The sequence below is a fragment of the Methanospirillum stamsii genome, from assembly GCF_003173335.1.
Taxonomy (GTDB): domain Archaea; phylum Halobacteriota; class Methanomicrobia; order Methanomicrobiales; family Methanospirillaceae; genus Methanospirillum; species Methanospirillum stamsii.
This window is the reverse complement of record NZ_QGMZ01000029.1, coordinates 15,135-30,726: the sequence shown is the minus strand read 5'-3', so window position 1 is coordinate 30,726 and position 15,592 is coordinate 15,135. Positions and strand designations below refer to the sequence as shown.

General features: G+C 42.1%; 12 protein-coding genes. 7 read left to right on the top strand and 5 right to left on the bottom strand.

All coding sequences use genetic code 11. The features are described from left to right. From DLD82_RS13075 to DLD82_RS13050, 6 genes are all read left to right on the top strand, one after another. The gene (locus tag DLD82_RS13075) at nucleotides 1–2,301 is read left to right on the top strand and encodes a hybrid sensor histidine kinase/response regulator (protein WP_109941576.1); all 2,301 of its coding nucleotides are present in this window, start codon (nucleotides 1–3) and stop codon (nucleotides 2,299–2,301) included. Beyond that, a complete protein-coding gene (locus DLD82_RS13070) occupies nucleotides 2,301–3,347 on the top strand; it encodes a chemotaxis protein CheB (RefSeq protein WP_109941575.1) in 1,047 nt (348 codons plus the stop codon). The genes DLD82_RS13075 and DLD82_RS13070 overlap by 1 nt, the downstream gene beginning before the upstream one ends. Beyond that, nucleotides 3,344–4,711 (top strand): hybrid sensor histidine kinase/response regulator, encoded by a 1,368-nt coding sequence (locus DLD82_RS13065; RefSeq protein WP_109941574.1) that lies wholly within the window; start codon nucleotides 3,344–3,346, stop codon nucleotides 4,709–4,711. The genes DLD82_RS13070 and DLD82_RS13065 overlap by 4 nt, the downstream gene beginning before the upstream one ends. Next, on the top strand, nucleotides 4,698–6,020 hold the full coding sequence (locus DLD82_RS13060) for a hybrid sensor histidine kinase/response regulator (RefSeq protein ID WP_109941573.1): 1,323 nt from the start codon (nucleotides 4,698–4,700) through the stop codon (nucleotides 6,018–6,020). Before DLD82_RS13065 ends, DLD82_RS13060 begins: the two co-directional genes overlap by 14 nt. Nucleotides 6,021–6,081: 61 nt before the next feature. After that, a complete protein-coding gene (locus DLD82_RS13055; RefSeq protein WP_109941572.1) occupies nucleotides 6,082–8,202 on the top strand; it encodes a minichromosome maintenance protein MCM in 2,121 nt (706 codons plus the stop codon). 102 nt (nucleotides 8,203–8,304) lie between these two features. Then, nucleotides 8,305–9,024, top strand: coding sequence for a hypothetical protein (locus tag DLD82_RS13050; RefSeq protein WP_146199801.1), 720 nt, complete (start codon nucleotides 8,305–8,307; stop codon nucleotides 9,022–9,024). A gap of 40 nt (nucleotides 9,025–9,064) precedes the next feature. On the opposite strand, the gene DLD82_RS13045 is transcribed toward DLD82_RS13050, so the two are convergent. Further along, nucleotides 9,065–9,835 (bottom strand): carbon-nitrogen hydrolase family protein, encoded by a 771-nt coding sequence (locus DLD82_RS13045; protein ID WP_109941570.1) that lies wholly within the window; start codon nucleotides 9,833–9,835, stop codon nucleotides 9,065–9,067. A 27-nt stretch (nucleotides 9,836–9,862) separates the two neighbouring features. Here DLD82_RS13045 and DLD82_RS13040 point away from each other — a divergent pair, with 27 nt between their 5' ends. Beyond that, on the top strand, nucleotides 9,863–12,508 hold the full coding sequence (locus DLD82_RS13040) for a heavy metal translocating P-type ATPase (RefSeq protein WP_109941569.1): 2,646 nt from the start codon (nucleotides 9,863–9,865) through the stop codon (nucleotides 12,506–12,508). A gap of 8 nt (nucleotides 12,509–12,516) precedes the next feature. On the opposite strand, the gene DLD82_RS13035 is transcribed toward DLD82_RS13040, so the two are convergent. The 4 genes from DLD82_RS13035 to DLD82_RS13020 all read right to left on the bottom strand — a co-directional run bounded on the left by DLD82_RS13035 (nucleotide 12,517) and on the right by DLD82_RS13020 (nucleotide 15,591). After that, nucleotides 12,517–13,206 (bottom strand): hypothetical protein, encoded by a 690-nt coding sequence (locus DLD82_RS13035; protein ID WP_146199799.1) that lies wholly within the window; start codon nucleotides 13,204–13,206, stop codon nucleotides 12,517–12,519. 196 nt (nucleotides 13,207–13,402) lie between these two features. Next, complete coding sequence (locus tag DLD82_RS13030) at nucleotides 13,403–14,491, bottom strand: radical SAM/SPASM domain-containing protein (RefSeq protein WP_109941567.1); 1,089 nt, start codon at nucleotides 14,489–14,491, stop codon at nucleotides 13,403–13,405. Between the two features lie 15 nt (nucleotides 14,492–14,506). Beyond that, nucleotides 14,507–14,803 (bottom strand): DUF504 domain-containing protein, encoded by a 297-nt coding sequence (locus DLD82_RS13025; protein WP_109941566.1) that lies wholly within the window; start codon nucleotides 14,801–14,803, stop codon nucleotides 14,507–14,509. Between the two features lie 14 nt (nucleotides 14,804–14,817). Further along, nucleotides 14,818–15,591, bottom strand: coding sequence for a type I 3-dehydroquinate dehydratase (locus DLD82_RS13020; protein ID WP_109941565.1), 774 nt, complete (start codon nucleotides 15,589–15,591; stop codon nucleotides 14,818–14,820). Between the last annotated feature and the right edge of the window lies 1 nt (nucleotide 15,592).

Sequence of the window (15,592 nt, the reverse complement as noted above, 5' to 3'; positions counted from 1 at the left end):
ATGGCTTTGCAGGACGATGAGTTTCTTGCACGACTGTTGCAGACATTCAGTGAGGAAGCAACAGACCATATTCAGACGATTGTCTCCGGAATACTGGTACTTGAACAAAATCCGGAAAAAAACCAGTCAGAAGAGATAGAACCAGTATACCGGGCCTGTCATAGTCTGAAAGGGGCGGCAAGAGCTGTTGGCCTGAGGGAAATAGAAACCTTGTGTCAGAATCTGGAAACACTTTTTTCGGTTGTCAGAAAAAAAGAATTAATCCTTCAAAACGAGGATTTTGATCTCATCCACCAGGTAATCGGAGTACTTGAACAGATGCTGGGAGGTAATCGCTCTGTTTCTTCCGTTACACTGATAAAGCAAATTAAGGAAAAAGTTGCTGCCTCCGGAGGTCCTGTTGTTCAATTTAGATCGGTTCCTGTATCTCAGGAACCTGAAGTACTCGAAAAACCTCCTTCCCTCCCATCGGAAAAGGATATTGCAAAACCCATAGAGGAATCTGATTCCGTGTCTTTTCAGGGCATTACAAAGGTACCTGCATCTTCCATCCGGATATCAGAAGAAAGGCTGAAAAATCTTTATTCGACCGCTGATGATCTTCTCTCATACCGGTTATCCTCAGGATCACGCCTCTCTGACCTCAAGATGCTCTCGCAGAGACTTCAGGCATGGAGGTGGAGCCTGAATCGCATCGAAGGTGACATTGCACTTATCAGAAGAATGGATCTTCAGAATCCGGAATCGGTAAACCGGGTTTTGGCATTTATCGATAATACGAGGGATATGATATCCGGGTGTGAAACTGAGCTTTCAGCTGGCATCCGAACCATGAACCAGGATCAGAATGAGATGGATACTGTCATTACAGGTCTTATTGAGAGTATCAGGGAAGTAGTTCTTATACCTGTTTCATCACTCACTGATACCTATCCCCGGATGATCCGGGATATTGCGAAAGAACAGAATAAAGAGATCAATTTTTCAGTTTCTGGTGATGAAGTGGAAATTGATAGAAGAGTTCTGGATATTATCAGGGATCCGCTTCTTCACCTTATCAGAAATGCAATTGATCATGGTATTGAGTCTCCTGAAAAAAGAACAGCGCAGGGGAAAAATCTCAAAGGGAAATTATCTGTTCAGATTGAACATCATCGTGCCAACCAGATACGTATCAGGATCTCTGACGATGGTCAGGGAATTGATCCAGAAAAGATTAGTGCGTCCGCAGTTTCGAAAGGGTTTCTCTCTAAAGATGAACTCTCTGAACTTGATGATAAAGAAAAAACCCGTCTGATTTTTAAATCCGGATTATCAACAGCACAGATAGTTACTGAGATGTCCGGAAGAGGGCTGGGTCTCGCAATTGTGCAGGAGAAAATAAATCAGGTAGGTGGATCTGTTCATGTAACCAGCAATGTGCAGCAGGGAACAGTGTTCACTCTGAAAATTCCGGTATCTCTGGCAACGTTCCGGGGGGTCATGGTTTATACTGAAAACCGGCCATTTTTCATCCCTCTCAAACAGATAATTCGTGTTTTAAATCCGGAATCATCAGATCTCTCTACCATAGAAGGACGGATGTTTATTTCCTACGAAGAAGAGATGATTCCGGTTGGATTTCTTGGTTCTATTCTTGGAATTTCAAATGGTACCTCGGATGATAATGAGGGGCACTCTCTGGTTATCGTTAAGTGCTTTAATGGGAAGATTGGAGTTTTTGTTCAAAGGATAGCAGGAGCAGAGGAGATTGTCATCCGTTCTCTGGGACCTCAACTGAAAGAAGTTAGATTTATCAGCGGAGTAGCTATTCTCAATTCTACTATGGTAGTTCCGGTCTTACATATGGAAGATGTTGCAAATGCGATGCAGGGGCAGATGCAATCAGATTATCAGGCAAGAGAAACAACCCTTTCATTACCGGGTAAGAGGAAAATACTGGTTGCTGAAGATTCCATCACTTCCCGGATGCTTATCAAAAATATTCTGGAAGGTTCCGGATATGACGTTGAGACTGCCGTTGATGGTCTGGATGCATTTACCAAGTTAAAGGCGAGTTCATTCGACCTTGTAGTATCGGATGTTGATATGCCAAGGATGAATGGTTTTATCCTGACAGAAAAAATCCGTGGAGAAAAAAATCTCTCTGATCTTCCAATAATTCTTGTAACATCGCTTGATTCCCGGGAAGATCGTGAACACGGAATTCAGGTCGGAGCAAATGCGTATATCATAAAATCGACTTTTGATCAGGGAAATCTTCTTGAAGTAATAAAAAGACTCATAGTAACAGGCAGATAATGATCCGTGTCCTTTTGGTAGATGATTCTGAGGTAACACTCCAGGTACTACAGAGAATTTTTGAAAAAGAACCTGATATCATGGTAATAGGGCGGGCGAAGAATGGAAATGAAGCAATTAATCTGACTTCCCGTCTGACTCCTGACATCATCACGATGGATATCAACATGCCAGGACTTGACGGGTTTGTTACGACCCGGAAGATCATGGAAAATACTCCGGTCCCGATAATTATTGTCAGTGGTATTGATGATTTAGATGAGATTCGGGCATCTTTTCATGCTGTTGAAGCCGGAGCACTGGCGGTGTACCGAAAACCTCCGGCAATTGATGACCCGGCATTTGAGGATGCTGCTGCTGAACTGATTCTGGCGATAAGGACGTATTCAGAAGTAAAAGTAATAAAAAGAAGAAGCAGGCATCTCCCACCCAAAATCCCATCCACTGAACCTGTTTTACCGCCGGAAAAGATCTCAAAAGATATCCGGGTTATTGTTCTTGGTGCCTCAACCGGAGGGCCCCAGGTTGTCCAGGAAATCCTGATGAATCTTCCATCAGATTTCTCTCTCCCGATGGTACTGGTCCAGCATATGTCACCGGGGTTTATTGAAGGGCTTGGATTATGGCTTTTTGAATCAACCGGTTTTAAAACCTGCATTCCTTCTGAAGGTGATCATCTGATGCCAGGAGTCCTCTATATTGCCCCTGACGGAAAACATACCGGGATTACGGAGGACCTCCGGATTATTTTTTCTAATGACAACCCGGAACATAATCTCCGTCCCTCGGTCTCATATCTGTTTCGAACAGCTGCCCTTAATATTGGAAATCGCGTTGCAGGTGTTCTTCTTACCGGCATGGGGCGGGATGGAGCGGATGAGTTGCTACTCATCAGACAAAAAGGTGGTCTGACGATTATCCAGGACCGGGAATCCTCATTTGTGTATGGCATGCCTGGTGCTGCAGAATCATTATCCGCAGCCATGTATTCTCTCTCTCCTAAAAGGATTTCTTCAATTCTAACATCTCTGTCCGAGGGCTCATGACACCTGAAAAATCTCCTTGTATTCTGGTAATTGAAGATAGCAAGACACAGGCTGAGATCCTTTGTCATTATCTGAAGAGTGCAGGATATAAGGTCAAATGGTCAGAAAATGCTGAGATAGCACTCGAGGAGATGAAAAAGTCTGTTCCTGATCTACTCCTTTCAGATATTCTGATGCCTGGTATGGATGGATATAGGTTATGTAAAACGGTAAGAGACAGTCCGGAATTTTGTCACATCCCAATTATTCTTGTATCCCAGTTATCAGACCCGGTTGATATTATCAAGGGTCTTTGTTGCGGAGCTAATGATTTTATCATAAAACCGGTAAAACGGGAATCCATTCTCCGGGAAGTTGCGCAGGTTCTGGATGATTGTAAGAAAAATCCATTTGGGAAATTATCAAATGCCGAAGATACTCTTTATTCATACAATGGTCATGATTATTCAGTTCGTTCATCTAAAGAAGATTTACTTCGAATTTTATTTTCCATCTATCAGACCGCTATTTTGAAAAATTACGAACTTGAGAAAACGACTGAAGAACTGAATGAATTTACTACCCATCTGGAAGAGACCGTCAATGAAAGAACCCAGGCATTACAAGTAACCAATGAGATAGTTGAACACCTGCTGGTGCAACGAACTGAACTGATAACCCGTATTGGACATGATCTGAAGACCCCTCTGACCCCCTTGTATGCATTTATTCCATTCCTGGAAAAGAAAGAGGATGATCCTGAAAAGAAAGAAATTCTATCCCTGCTGGTAAAAGAGATTACGATATTAAAGTTGCTGGTTGAGAGAATTATAAAATTATCTCACATCACTATAGATTCATTTACCAAAGAGATATCCAGCGTTGATATCTATCCGATAATCCAGGAACTCCTTAACAGTTATTCATATCAGATAAAGGAGAAGAACCTGAGAGTCAGAAATTCGATAAAAAATGGAACAATAATTCATATCTCTCCATTCCATGCCACGACGATATTGGAAAATCTCATCTCAAATGCGATTACCTATAATAAAAATGAAGGATTTATTGATATTTGTTATGGAAAGGAAGGTAAATACCATATCCTGTTAATTCAGGACACCGGAATCGGGTTGACAGAAAAGCAGGTAGATCATGTATTTGATGACTTTTATAAAGCCGATGAATCCCGTCATGACCACTCCTCGCACGGTCTCGGTCTTGCCATTGTCCGGCGGATAATAATATTGTATGGGGGATTTGTAAAGGTTGTAAGTGAAGGGCTCGGTCATGGATCAACATTTGAAGTATGGATTCCATATCAGGACTTTCAGGTTTCATCTGATGTAAATAAGAAAAAAGGAGGCAATAATGGAGATATGTAGTCCCAAAGATGCCGTATCGATTCTTATTGCAGAGGATAGTAAAACCCAGGCTGCTATACTTAGGCACCTACTTGAATCGGCAGGATATTTAGTCACCGTTGCATCTAATGGCAGGGAGGCTTTTGAACTTATCCAGAAAAATCCTCCAACAATAGTTCTTACCGATGTTATGATGCCGGAGATGAATGGATATGAACTGTGTCGGACAATTAAAGACGATCCAACCACCCGTGATATTCCGGTCATTTTAGTGACCCAGTTATTTGATCCAACCGATGTAATTGAAGGCCTGGCCTGTGGTGCAGATAATTTCATAATTAAGCCGTATGAACCTGATTATCTCCTTGACAGGGTCGCTGTAATACTTTCAAATAATACCCTGGATTCTGATGTTTGTGTAGGTGTGGGTGATGAAACCGGCATTCCGGTATTTTTTAACGGGAAAAATCACATTATTACATCTAACAGCAGAAAAATTCTCAATGTCCTACTTTCTACCTATGAAATTGCAATTTATAAAAATAACGAACTTCTTGAGGCAAAAGAAAAAGTCGCGGTTATTAATTATCAATTGAGTGAAGCGAATGTTGAACTTTTAAAGAGTAATTCAAATCTGAAAAATGAGATTCTTGAAAGAAATCGAATTGAACAGGCTCTTTTTCAGTCTAATAAAAAATTATCGTTATTATCATCAATAACCCGGCATGATATGAAAAATACCATGATGGCTCTGCTTTCTTATAATGAACTGGCCAGAATGGATAATCCTGCGAAAGAATTCCAGGATTATCTGACAAAAGAATCTGAAATTTTATCCCGGTTATCTGCCCAGATTGAGTTTACCAGGCTCTATGAAGAATTGGGTGTTAAGGGTGCTATCTGGATAGATCTTTTTGATCTTCTAAATAAGGTTATTCTTTCTTTCTCATCGGTAACCATCTCACTTGAATCAGATATTCGCCTGTACGAAATTTTTGTAGATCCGCTTGTTGAAAAAGTATTTTACAATTTATTAGATAATGCAATTCGTCATGGGGAGAAAGTAACAACAATTTTGATTTCAGCAAAAGAGATGAATGAAAACCTGGAAATTAGTATATCTGATGATGGTATCGGAGTCCCGGATGAGGATAAAGAGATGATCTTCAGCCGCGGTTATGGAAAAAATACCGGTCTTGGGTTATTCCTTGTCCGTGAGATTTTATCAATTACCAATATTTTAATCACCGAATGTGGTATTCCGGGAAAAGGAGCACTTTTTGTTTTAAAAGTCCCCTCAGTTCATTATAGAAAATCTCATGCTCTATGAAGATAATCTAATTACCCCTTTGTGGATATCTTTCCTCTTTCATTAGAATTTATGGATATTTATGGCATCAGGAAGTAATGCAGAAACTGTTGAGATAACTGACCGGGATGCTGACTGGCACCGGTTTTTTAAGACGCGATATAAAAAAGAACTTGATGAACTTTCACGCGAATATCCATATAAAAGATCGCTCTACATCAATTACCGGGATATTGAGAGTTTTGGTAAAACCGGAACTGAACTTGCGGATGAACTGCTTGAAAACCCTGGTAAGGTAATAGGAGATATCAGGGATTCAATACGTACACACCGGCTTGTTAAAACCAGGAAAAAAGAAGAACAACCGGATATTAATATTCGTTTTATTAATCTTCCAAGAAAGATAGCTATTCGTGAAATCCGTTCTGATCATATCGGGAAATTTATTAGTGTTGAAGGAATTCTTCGGAAAACTACCGAAGTCAGACCACGTATAACACTTGCCGTATTCCGATGTCCTGCCGGTCACCGGACAGTAAAAGCACAATCATATGGTCCTTTCGTGGAACCTGACGGTTGTCAGACTGATGGATGTACCCAGAAAAAACTTGAGCTCATACCCCGTTTTTCACGGTTTGTGGACTCACAAAAACTGAGAATTCAGGAGTCCCCGGAGGGTCTTCGTGGAGGGGAACAGCCACAGACTATTGACCTTGATGTAACGGATGATATCTGCGGTATTGTCGCTCCGGGAGACCGGATTGTTGTTAATGGTATTCTCCGGTCGATGCAAAGAAATTCCTATGGAACGAAATCCACCATCTTTGACATCTATGTTGAATGTAACTCGATAGAGGTAGCTGAAAAGGAATTTGAAGAGGTTAATATCAGCGAAGAGGATGAAAGAGAGATTATTAGTCTTTCCCAGGATCCTAACATCTACCGGAAAATTGCACACTCAATCGCTCCGACAATTTATGGAGTGGATGATGTCAAGGATGCGATTTCTTTGCAGCTTTTTGGAGGCATAGCTAAAGAGATGCCGGATGGAAGCAGACTTCGTGGTGATATCCATGTTCTTCTGATTGGAGATCCGGGTATTGCGAAATCCCAGATGCTTCGGTATGTTGTCCGGCTATCTCCCCGGGCTATCTATACTTCCGGTCAGTCAACAACTTCTGCAGGTCTGACTGCAACTGCGGTGAAAGACGAGTTTGGAGATGGCAGATGGACCCTTGAAGCAGGTGCTCTGGTTCTCGCAGATATGGGTGTGGCCTGTGTTGATGAAATGGATAAGATGGATAAGCATGACCGGAGTGCTCTTCACGAGGCAATGGAACAGCAGTCTATCTCAATTGCGAAAGCCGGAATTACCGCAACCTTAAAATCACGGTGTGCCCTGCTTGGTGCTGCCAATCCGAAGTATGGCCGATTTGATGATTTTGTACCGATTGGAGATCAGATTAATATGCCTCCGTCACTGCTCTCACGATTTGATCTCATATTTGTCCTGACAGATAAGCCGGAGCATGAACGGGATCTTGCAATTGCAGAACACATTTTAAAAGCCCACAGTGTTGGTGAATTAATTGCCCAGCATGCCCGGGATCCCATTCCTGGAGTTGATGACGAGTATATCTCTGAGCAGTTAAAACCGGTCACGCCGGAGATTGATCCGGTCATGTTCCGCAAATATGTGGCTTATGCGAAAAGAAACTGTTTCCCACGACTTGAGGATGAAGCCAGGGAGGCCCTCATTGCCTATTACATGAAACTGAGGGATCTTGCCGATGCCAACAAACCGGTTCCGGTAACCGCAAGACAACTCGAAGCTATCGTTCGTCTGGCAGAAGCATCAGCCCGTATCAGGCTTTCATCGGTTATTGTGAAGAGTGATGCAGAACGGGTTATTACTATCATTGATACCTGTTTACGGCAGGTTGCTTACGATCCTTCCAGCGGAAGTTTTGATATTGACATGCTTGCAACCGGAGTATCCAAGAGTAAACGAGACCTTATCCGGACCATCAAACAGGTTATCAGGGATGTTGCAGATGAAAATGGCAGAGCTCATAAACCTGATGTAGTTGAACTGGTCAGGCAGCAGGGTTTTGACCGGGACGAGGTTGAAAGGCAGCTTACTGCAATGCTCAGGTCCGGTGAAGCGATGGAACCCAAGCATGATGTGATAAAACTTATATAACTTTTTTCGGTTGAGAGAATCCTGTTAATACTTGTAGACATATCTTAGGGCATGAAGATGTTTGAGGGGTTCCTCTTAGTGCCCCGTTTCACATTAATTTTCATGGTATGTCTCATCTCCCTGGTTCTGATGACCGGCGGGTGCTCGGTACTGGCTGATAAAGCAGCGACTACTCTTTCTATCGCCACCGATCCGGTAGATCCGGGTAATGACCTTGAATTTTTAGTGACTGGTGTTCTGACTGATGCAGAGGGTAACCTGCTCGGTAATAAGAAAGTCACCCTTGAGCAGATGGAGAGCGATGATCAGGAGAGTGAATATTCATTTCTTGCGGTAACTACTACTGATGTTGCAGGTAATTATTCATTCAGGAGGCCTGAAGGTGCTCCTGCTGAATATCTCCGGGTGAAATTCAATGGCAATGACCAGTTTGAAGGAACAGTCAGTGAGATTGTACAGGGACATAAGCCATCCGGTCCAGTCCAGACTCAAGGGCCTGCATCTTCTGTAGTCAAATCTGATACAAAGATTACTGCAAAAGCATCACCCTCCAATCCATCTCCGGGCCAGACAGTTGTTGTCACCGGCCAGCTGATTGGTGAAAATGGAACCCCGCTTTCCGGAAAGGAAATTCTTTGTGAAGCATCTGACCGCCTTGGAAACCGTAGCGATTATGAAATCCTTGCAGCATCAGTAACTGATGAAAATGGGTTTTTTAAATTCGGAGTTGGCGGAGGATCTACAACTACATACATTCAGGTTCATTTCACCGGCGATGGTTCTTATGAAGAATCTTATAGCGACCTGATTGTAGTATTGTAAGAAAAAAGTTCTCCTTTAGGATTATAAAAAACTCTTTTTTTTACAAAAAATCATTTCTCACATCCTTATGGAAGGGGAATGAGATTCGAAGGGTTTCTGCCTCTTCAATTGGCATATCATAAAAAATTAGTTCTTCCAGATCAGTTCCCTGTGCCCTGATACTTCCATCCGGTCCGGCAATACAAGAACCGCCATTGTAAAAATCAACCGGGGTCTGTCCAACGGTGTTGACTGAGGCTACAAACATCTGAAACTCAGCAGCCCTGCTTGTGGTAAAGAGATGAAAATGTTTCAATCTGGATGCCGGCCAGGCAGAAGGAACCAACATGAGGTTTACTCCTGCATCCCGGTACGCATGAAAGAGGGGGGCAAACCGAAGATCATAGCAGATGGCTATTCCAATTGTGCAGGAGTTAAAAGAAAAAATTCCCAGAGAATTTCCCGGTGAAAAATACCTGTCTTCTCCTGCTGGTGAAAAAAGATGTATTTTTTGGTATGATGCAAGAGTTTTTCCATCTGGTCCGATAGCAATACTGGTGTTGAAGGGATGATCGGTATTCTTCTCCCGGAATGATCCCAGGATTCCAATACTATAATCCTGTGCGATATCCTTTAGGGCTGATATTTCTTCGCCATCTTCTGTGGTAACTTCTGAATTATTTTTTGGATCCCATCCGGTCAGGATTTGTTCTGGAAAGACAAGAAAAGTTGCATCACCTTCTACTGCTTCTGCAGCATATTTCTCCATTTTTTTCAGAGTTTTAGTAGGATCATTCCAGCATGGAGTTATCTGGGCCAGAGAGAGTATCATTACCAACTTTTAGTCTTTCTTTGTGATATGATTTTTTGGAGAGATTATTTACCTACCAAAAAACACTTCACAATTGGAGAGGTAGTTACATTGGAAGAGAGAGTAAAAAAAATTGAATTACAGGTTGATGGAATGCATTGTGCAACCTGTGCTCTGACTGTTGAAAAAGGTCTTTCTTCAACTCCTGGAGTAACAGAATCTAAAGTCAACCTCTCAACTGGAAAGGCAACGATTGAATATGATCCTTCCCTGGTCACTCTTTCTGACCTGACAACAGCGGTTGAGAAATCCGGATTTTCTGTAGCACATGAAAAGATTTCTGTCAGGGTAGGAGGTATGGCCTGCGCTTCTTGTGTTCAGTCATTAACAAAATTTCTCCTCCGTCAGGAAGGAATCATCTCGGTTGATGTAAACCTCAGTCTTGAACGTGCCAATATTACCTATAATCCATCATTGGTGAATATTCACCAAATTAGTGAGATAATTACCCGTGCCGGATTCAAATTTCTTGGAACTGATTCTTCTATTAGTAAGAAGCAGGAAGATGAGAAAAGCAGACAACTGAATCATCAATTGTATAAAGTAATTTTCGGATTTGCCTTATCTTTGATACTCATGGCAATGATGTATTTCACATCATTTGACATGCAGATGATTGCTTATCTGCAACTTATCATTACGACTCCTGTTCTCATTATGCTTGCCTATCCGATATTTAAGGCAGCAATCGGAGCACTTCGGACGTTGTCTCTTACCATGGATGTAATGTATGCAATGGGCATCGGAGTTGCATATCTTGCAAGTGTTCTCGGAACATTTTCTATTATACTGGAAAATGATGCATTATTTTATGAAACCACTCTGATGCTTGCGTCTTTTTTAATGCTCGGGCGGTTCCTTGAAGCAAAGGCGAAGGGAAAGACTTCATCGGCTATTAAGGCGCTGATGAGTCTTGAAGCTGATACTGCAACGATTATCCGGGATGATAATGAATTTACCATTCCGGTTCAGGAAGTAAAGGTGGGGGATATAATCCGGGTACGGCCGGGTTCCAGAATCCCGGTAGACGGGATAGTTGTATCTGGTTCCAGCTATGTCGATGAATCTATGGTGACCGGAGAGCCCCTTGCTGTTCACCGGGTTCCTGAACAGGAGGTTATTGGAGGAACTCTTGTTACCACCGGATCATTTGTGTATCGAGCAACCCGTGTCGGTGCCGATACTATGCTTGCCAGAATTATCCGGTTAGTGGAAGAGGCACAGGGGTCGCGACCGCCGGTTCAGCGTCTTGCAGACAAGGCTGTCAGCTGGTTTATTCCTGTTGTGCTTACGATAGCGATTATATCCTCTCTTTATTGGTACGGCATCAGAGGGATGGATCTGCGGTTTTCCCTACAGACATTTATTGCCGTTCTGGTTGTTGCCTGTCCGTGTGCTCTTGGACTTGCAACCCCGACAGCAGTAACTGTTGGTATCGGGCGAGGTGCAGAACATGGAATTCTTATTCGAAACGGTTCAGTCCTTGAGATAGCTAACAAAATATCCCTGGCATTATTTGATAAAACCGGCACTATCACCAATGGAAAACCAGTAGTAACCAATATTGATTCCTTTACTGGAAATCCAGACCTTCTCCTCTCCATGGCTGCATCACTCGAATTTCTGTCAGAACACCCGATTAGTGGAGCAGTGCTTCGGGCCGCTGATGAAAAGGGTATTGAACCGGCTGAAGTTACCGGATTTGAGAATATATCCGGGAGCGGGCTAACCGGGGTTATTGCAGGAAGCAGGGTTCATCTTGGGACCCGGGATTTTGTCAGTTTAACGGGTGTTTCATATACTCCGGAACAGGAATCGATTATTACCCGGCGTGAGAAGGAAGGTAAAACTATCGTTCTGATATCTCGGGATGGGTTTCTTCTTGGTCTTATTTCTATCTCTGATGAAATCAAATCAGATGCAGGTCTTTGTGTCCGGTTACTCAGGGAAATGGGTATTGAGTGTGGAATGGTAACTGGTGACAATCAGGTAACTGCTGAATCTGTTGCTGCAATGGTCGATATTCACAAGGTTTATTCAAGGATTTTGCCCGAAGGAAAAGAGAAAAAGGTTGATGAGGTTCAAAGATCCGGTGAGATAGTTGCTTTTATTGGTGATGGTATCAATGATGCACCAGCTCTTGCCCGGGCAGATACGGGTATTGCCATTGGTTCTGGAACTGATGTAGCCATTGAAAGTGCAGACATTGTGCTAGTCAGAGACTCTCTGGTTCACATCGTTGCAGCAATTCAACTGGCTAAAAAGGTGATGGGACGCATTAAACTGAATTTATTCTGGGCATTTTTTTACAACAGCATCCTGATTCCTCTGGCTGCTGGTGTTTTATATCCGGTTTTGGTATTCAGGCCTGAATATGGAGCCTTTGCGATGGCCTTCTCGTCAGTGACCGTTGTCAGCCTTTCCCTGCTTCTAAAAAGTTATACTCCTCCTGCTCTTTTACATCTCCGGAATAATGAGTCTGTTAAAAAAGAAAAAGACTTGGTTTGTGGTATGATGGTGGATACAACGACTGCACAATACTGGTCAGATATTGGGGAGAAGAGATATTATTTCTGTAATAAGGGATGCAAGGAAGCGTTTGATGCGAATCCGGATTCTTTTATAGAAAAATAAATCGGGTTTTATTCATTTACTACTATTTTTAGTGTCCGTGAGGATGTCATACTATATGTTTCATCACCAGGAAATACGGTTTCAATCTGTACTCCTCCGGTTTCCACAACCGGAAGACTGAACGAGTATTCTCCACTTAAATCTGTATTAACCGTTCCTGCATCTCTCCATTCCATATACCCGCCAAATGCGCATCCACCTATGCATCCAACCGGACTAGATGCCAGCCGATAGTTTACTGCTTTAAATGGGATACCTTTTCCTTCACTGTCGGTGAGCCTGCCTTTAAATGAAACTCTATCCCCTACCCTGGGATAAGTTGGCCATCCACTGAGAGTAAGGGCAGTTTTTTTCGGTTCATTACCTGGAATAGCCGAAATTGCAATTTTATTGCTATATATTCCTGAATATAACGCTTCAAAAGTCCAGTCCCCACCGACATCCGCAACCTGCTTATACCCAAATGTTCCGTTTAGTGCAGGTTTCGCAAGCATAAATGATGAAGCATGTGACCCGGTCGGGGCCGATATAAGAATCACAACATCTGATGGTTGTGTTCCAAATAGTGAAGGATCAATCTTTCCATTCAGGGAGATTTTATCTCCGATAATCACTTCATCATCTAATCCGGAAAGTGTCACCATATCTAGTAATGTTTCATCATAGTCATCCTGATTAGATGCACTGATTATTGGCATACAGAATAATCCGGTTAATATCAGGATAATAAAAGAAAAATTTTTTAACATATCAGTCCCGTTACGATCCCTTATATGTACAATATTATCTTTTGTGTTTATCAGGTTTGAGGAGGATTTTTAATATCTAGTATTTTTAATGATGATCAAAAACGATAAAGAAGTATTTGAGATTGGAAGAAAAACCGGTTCTTTTCTATCTTAATTTTCCATGTTTTTCCTGATAAACAAGAGAACAACCTCCCTTTTTTTCCGATGTAAGAGTCCCCGATTGTCTGATAGATTGAAATAGTGGTGATCGTAATGCATTGGCAAGACCGTTTCTGACATTTCTGTCAGATTGTTCCGAAGCAGGACATGCTTCAAGTGACCCGGACGGACTAATATGGGCAAACCCTCTCCCTGCTGCAAGACATCCGGAGAACCATTCTTGGTCACCGGGAAATTTCAGTGCAATTACCGGAATAGTGGAATTTATCTCTTCAATCATTTCACTCAGATAGGTTTGTTTTTCTGGTGAGAGACACAGGGTTTCATTTTCATACATGGGAACAAATTCTACGAAGATGAAAAGTCTGCAACCTTTAGAGTATAGATCTTTTATAAAATTCAGGGATGTAATTTCATAAACATTTTCACTGGTGGTCGTAAAAGAACAGCCAAAGAGCACACCAGCATCATGAAGGATGCTGCAAAGGGTTTTGGCCTTTTGATAAACTCCCATACCCCTTCTTTCATCCGTTTGTGCTTTTTCTCCTTCAAGACTTATTATCGGGAGAATATTCGGATGACTTATACAGTCCGAAACAAACTCATTGTCATAAATGGTTCCATTCGTGAATATGGGCATGAGAATTTTTGGAAATGCAACTGCCAGGCTCCGGATATTAGAAAACCGGATAAGTGGTTCTCCTCCGGCAAAAACCAGGATAAAGATGCCAAGGTTTTTTGCTTCAGTAGTGAGGTTTAAAAGTTCCTCAAAGGTTAGTTCCTGTTCGATTTCCGGTTTTTTAGCATGCATATAACATCCCATGCAGTTAAGATTGCATTGCCTTGTAATGCTAATCATGAGTGCTGCCGGAACCAGGAGTCCTTTAAGGCCATTCCACTTTCGTTTTAATACAGAAAATTCATAATAAAGGAAAAGGGTGAGATAGAAAGAAAAGTATCGGGGCCTTTTTTTATTCATTATTGCTGCAGCAAGTAATGAATATCGTATTGCACGATTAAGTCGTATCCTGCCTCTTTTTTCAGATGATGAAGAGAACGAAGTGAGATTATTCATAAAAAATTTTCAGTGCTATTTAGTTTGGTTTTCCTGCAGAGACTCAGTATTGGTGGTCGGATTAACCCAGATCTTCTTCCGGTCATATTCAATCCATCTGATCCGGTGATAGGGGATATATGTCTCTTCATCAAGGAGAGTTTCGTCCTTTTTAATAATCATGAACCTGTTTTCAAGCCTGGTTACTTCTGTGCCCTGGATGATTGAACAGTTATCTACAGCTCCACGATTAAGGTATCCAATTTTTACCAAAGAAAAATCACAGTCCGGATCATGCCAAATCCGTAGCAGCATCCGGTGTGTGGTTCGCATACCTGAAATATCTGTTACTGATATTCAAGTTTTTTCCGATATTCCTGGGATCGTTCTAAAAATCCAGATACATCTCCTGATCTGACTGGTCTTCCCTCAAACCACGGGTCCACAAAACCCGGAGTGAGCAGATGTGATAAAAGCTGCATCTCCCGGATACTATATTGTCCTGGAGATGTGGCACTTTCAATATAACAATAGGTATAAAGCGATCCAAACAGGCAGAGAAGCGGGCGTGCATACCGGTATACCGTTCCGGTTACGCTCATAATTACCGGATATGGACAGGTGGATGTGCTTTTTAAAAGGGTTAGAATATCCTGCTGGTTCTGTGGTTGCACTGCGATTTTTATGATGTCTCCAAATCCATGAAGGGTATCCATGAGGTTTTGTAATTCCTGCTCACCGGGCATATCATTCCGGTGACATGAAGCAATGACAGATTTATTATGACTTTTTATTCTCTCTGCATGGTCCTGAAACCTGATTTCCAGGTCAACCATGTCAATATCAGAAAGATAGGGCGAAATTCTCTCCCATAATCTGCCTGTACCCCCTGCATATGCTCCACCTTCATCACTACTTCTCATTGTCAGGATAATCGGACCATCAAAAGAATTCCTGAGTTGGTGTAAGGCATCATTGATAGGTTCTGTTATCATGTCAAGCCTTACTTCAAGAGCATCGGCTTCTTTAATCAGGGGTGATCTAAATTCAAGGGGACTTGATAGTGAAGCAATGATCCGGATAATCCGGTTTGAATCTGATTTCAATGCTTCATGTAACATA